A 3,180-nucleotide genomic window follows, 5' to 3' on the forward strand; every position below is an offset into this window, starting at 1 on the left:
CGCTCGGGCCGGTGGCCGTCAAGCACAGCCAGCCGGCCGTCATAACGCCCCAGCCGCCGAGGCCGTACGCGCCGCCGAGGGCGACGAGACGTACGGGCCCGGCGCTCGCCCGGAGCGCGACAACCGTGTCGAACCCGGCCGTCGCGAGAAGCGCGGCCGTGATCGTGAACCAACTCGCGTCGACCGCGATGGCCCAAAGGAGCAGGGGGAGTTGGGCCGCCGCCAGCGCGGCGGGAAGGGGCAGACGCATCTCACGCGTGCGCGGCAGGAACCCGTACGCCGCCCAGAGGCCCGCCAGCAGCGCCGCCGACGCCGCCGCGAACCTCGTACCGTCGGCCCCCGCGAAGGCCACCTCGTACAGCGCGTAGGCGTCCAGCACCGTCAGCGCCAGGCCCAGGCCCGCCACCGACTCGGCCGTGGAGCGCAGCCCGCGCTTCAGCAGGGGCAGCGGCGCGGCGAGGACGGCCGCCGTGACCGCGGCGAGCACCAGCGCCCGCCCGGTGACCCCCAGGTGCCGCCAGCTGACCAGCGTGAACGCCGTCGCGGCGAGGGTGAGCAGGATGCCGCCGAGCAGCAGGAGGACGTTCTGGACTCGCGGGGCGGTGGCCTCGGGGCGCGGCGGCGCGGCGGGTGGTTGCCGGTCCGGGTGCAGCGTGGCGACCAGCCAGGCCCTGCGAGCCAGCAACTGTGCCCGGCGGGCGTCCAGTTGCCACAGCTCCCAGTCGATGAGCCGCAGCTCCTCGGCCGGCGGTGGGATGTGCGTCATGTCTTGGAGTGTGGTCCGCGTCACGTCGTACGGCATGAGTGCGAATACTCAGGACGTACTCAGATGTGCCCTCCTCGCGCCCATGAGCGGGGCAGACTCGGAGTATGGACTGGTCCCATTACCGCTTCCGCAGCGTGTGGGTCCTGCACGCGCCGCCCGCCGCCGTGTACACCGCGCTGGAGCGGGCCGAGGACTACCCCGACTGGTGGCCGCAGGTCCGGCAGGTCGACGCGATCGACGATGTCAGCGGCGTCGTCAGGGTGCGGTCCGTGCTGCCGTACGAGCTGACCTTCACTGCGCGTGAGGTGGTGCGGGACCGTGCGGCCGGGGTACTGGAGATCGAGATGTCCGGTGACCTGGACGGCTGGGCGCGCTGGACGGTCCGTGCGCACGGCGCGGGCACCCTCGCCCGCTACGACCAGGTCGTCGATGTGAGCAAGCCGCTGCTCAGACGCTTCGCCGTGCCGGGGCGGCCGGTCTTCCGGGCCAACCACCGGCTGATGATGCGGGCCGGACGGCGGGGGCTGGCCGCCTACTTGGAAGCAGTTTGATGGAAACCCGCGGGGACCTGTATTGTTCAGTCCGTTCCCGGGCGATTAGCTCAGTGGGAGAGCGCTTCGTTCACACCGAAGAGGTCACTGGTTCGAACCCAGTATCGCCCACCGGGAAAAGGCCGGTCCGCCACAGCGGATCGGCCTTTTTGTGTGCGCTCGGTCGGTTCACGCCGCCGCTGGCAGGTCCGGACGCAGGGGCCACGCCGGGTCCACTGCCTCCTCGGTGCCGCTGCGGGCGAACCATGCCTGCAGGCCGCGTGCCTGTGCCGCGTGCCACACGGCCTGCAGGGTGTGCAGTTGGGCGGGGGAGAGACGCTCCAGCCGGGCGGCGAAACGGCGCCCCACCGCCCGTACGACATCCAGTGCGGCCACGGCATCGGCCGACGCGTCGTGCGCGCCGTCCAGGACGACGCCGTAGTGCGCACACAGGTCGGTGAGCGTGCGGCGGCCCTTGCGGTAGCGGTCGAGATGCTTGTCGAGGACACGTGGGTCGAGCACCAGCAGCGGCGACGTCTCGAACCAGTGGTCCAGGGACGAAGCCCGATGGCGCCGCAACTCGCGGTCCAGGATGGTCAGATCGAAGGGTGCGTTCATCACCACGAGCGGACGGCCCGCGGCCGCCTGCTCGGCCAGTTCACTGGCTATCTCATGCATCACCGGCGCCGGCCAACGGCCGTTGCGCTGCAGATGCTCGTCCGTCAGTCCATGTACCGCCGTCGCCCCCTCGGGCACCGGCACACCCGGGTTGACCAGCCACCGGCTCACCCGCGGCCGGGCACCCGGGGCATCCTGGACGACGACGGCGGCCGACACGATCCGGTCGGTCTCGACGTCCACGCCCGTGGTCTCCGTGTCGAACGCGGCCAGAGGGCCCTCGTACCAGCACGTCATACCTACACAACTCCTCGTTCACCCACGGCAGCTGACGCACCGTCTTCTGCCCGTTTGGTGATACCCGGGCTGTTTGCGGCGTACGCGGGCCGGACACAACAGGAGTGCGGGTCTTTGCAGTTCAGCGGGCCCGTTCACGGGGATTCACTTGCTCGGAAGGCTGTTGGTCATGGCGATAGCGCAGCCCGAACGGGGCGGGCTGCTGCCCGCTCGGACGGGCCCCCATCGCGGTTCACTCGCCACCACCGCCTGCATGGAGACACTGCAGGTGGGCTATCTGCACGCCGTCGCCGCCGCGGCGGGCTGTTCGCTGTCCCAGCCCTTTCCGGACAACGGCATCGACTGGCACGTCAGCCACAGCGCCGCCGGGCACACCGTCGACGACGAAGTGACCATCAAGGTGCAGCTCAAAGCGACGTACCAGATCCCGCCGAACCCTCCCGGGCGCTTCTTCTCCTTCACGCTCGACAACGACCACCTGGCGAAGCTCGCCCGCACGCCGGTGTCCGTGCACAAGATCCTGGTCGTGATGCTCGTCCCGCGGTCCCAGGACGACTGGCTGCGCGCCAGCCACGACCGGCTCGACCTCAGGCACTGCTGCTACTGGGTCAACCTGGCCGGCCACGCCATCACCGGTCGGCGCCGGACCACCGTGCGGATTCCGACCTCACGCATCTTCGACGACCGGGCGCTGTGCGAGATCATGACGCGGGTCGGGACGGGAGGCAGGCCATGACACACCGTTCGCTGGAGGAGCCGGTACGACCAGGGCGGCCGCATCCTGTGGATGCGCAGTGGAACCGGCCGCCCGAGCCCGGCGAGGTCGACCCCGCCGTGCTCAGCGCCCTGCTGCACCGCCACGGCTGGCAGCGCCGCGGCGGAGCCGCCGGACGCTACGGCCGCTGGACCCCGCCGGGGCCACGCCGAGCGGCGACCGACCGTGTGCAGCCGGGGAAACGTGCCCAACCC

Annotated in this window: 3 protein-coding genes, 1 tRNA gene and 2 pseudogenes; 4 read left to right on the plus strand and 2 right to left on the minus strand. The window is 71.1% G+C overall.

Features of this window, described 5'->3' with window-relative positions:
* A pseudogene (locus AB0I98_RS49595) lies at nucleotides 1–802 on the minus strand (hypothetical protein); the annotation flags it as partial.
* A 68-nt stretch (nucleotides 803–870) separates the two neighbouring features.
* Here AB0I98_RS49595 and AB0I98_RS49600 point away from each other — a divergent pair.
* Both AB0I98_RS49600 and AB0I98_RS49605 read left to right on the plus strand, forming a co-directional pair.
* A complete protein-coding gene (locus tag AB0I98_RS49600; RefSeq protein WP_362953098.1) occupies nucleotides 871–1,317 on the plus strand; it encodes an SRPBCC family protein in 447 nt (148 codons plus the stop codon).
* A 39-nt stretch (nucleotides 1,318–1,356) separates the two neighbouring features.
* Nucleotides 1,357–1,428 (plus strand) — tRNA-Val (locus tag AB0I98_RS49605).
* Between the two features lie 57 nt (nucleotides 1,429–1,485).
* Here the strand turns inward: AB0I98_RS49605 and AB0I98_RS49610 are convergent.
* Nucleotides 1,486–2,211, minus strand: a complete 726-nt coding sequence (locus tag AB0I98_RS49610; protein ID WP_210580506.1) for a 3'-5' exonuclease — start codon at nucleotides 2,209–2,211, stop codon at nucleotides 1,486–1,488.
* 169 nt (nucleotides 2,212–2,380) lie between these two features.
* Between AB0I98_RS49610 and AB0I98_RS49615 the strand changes: the two genes are divergently transcribed.
* Nucleotides 2,381–2,947 carry a DUF4365 domain-containing protein gene (locus AB0I98_RS49615; RefSeq protein ID WP_301978373.1) on the plus strand — a complete coding sequence of 189 codons (567 nt, stop codon included), beginning with the start codon at nucleotides 2,381–2,383 and terminating at the stop codon, nucleotides 2,945–2,947.
* Nucleotides 2,944–3,180: pseudogene (locus AB0I98_RS49620) on the plus strand (hypothetical protein); the annotation flags it as partial. The gene AB0I98_RS49615 and the pseudogene AB0I98_RS49620, both read left to right, overlap by 4 nt.

This window comes from Streptomyces sp. NPDC050211, assembly GCF_040656035.1.
In the GTDB taxonomy this organism is placed as follows: Bacteria; Actinomycetota; Actinomycetes; order Streptomycetales; family Streptomycetaceae; genus Streptomyces.

Bases quoted from the DNA above. Each gene is read 5' to 3' on its own strand.
- AB0I98_RS49600 (WP_362953098.1), top strand. From the start codon at position 871: ATGGACTGGTCCCATTACCGCTTCCGCAGCGTGTGGGTCCTGCACGCG.
- AB0I98_RS49610 (WP_210580506.1), bottom strand. From the start codon at position 2,211: ATGACGTGCTGGTACGAGGGCCCTCTGGCCGCGTTCGACACGGAGACC.
- AB0I98_RS49615 (WP_301978373.1), top strand. From the start codon at position 2,381: ATGGCGATAGCGCAGCCCGAACGGGGCGGGCTGCTGCCCGCTCGGACG.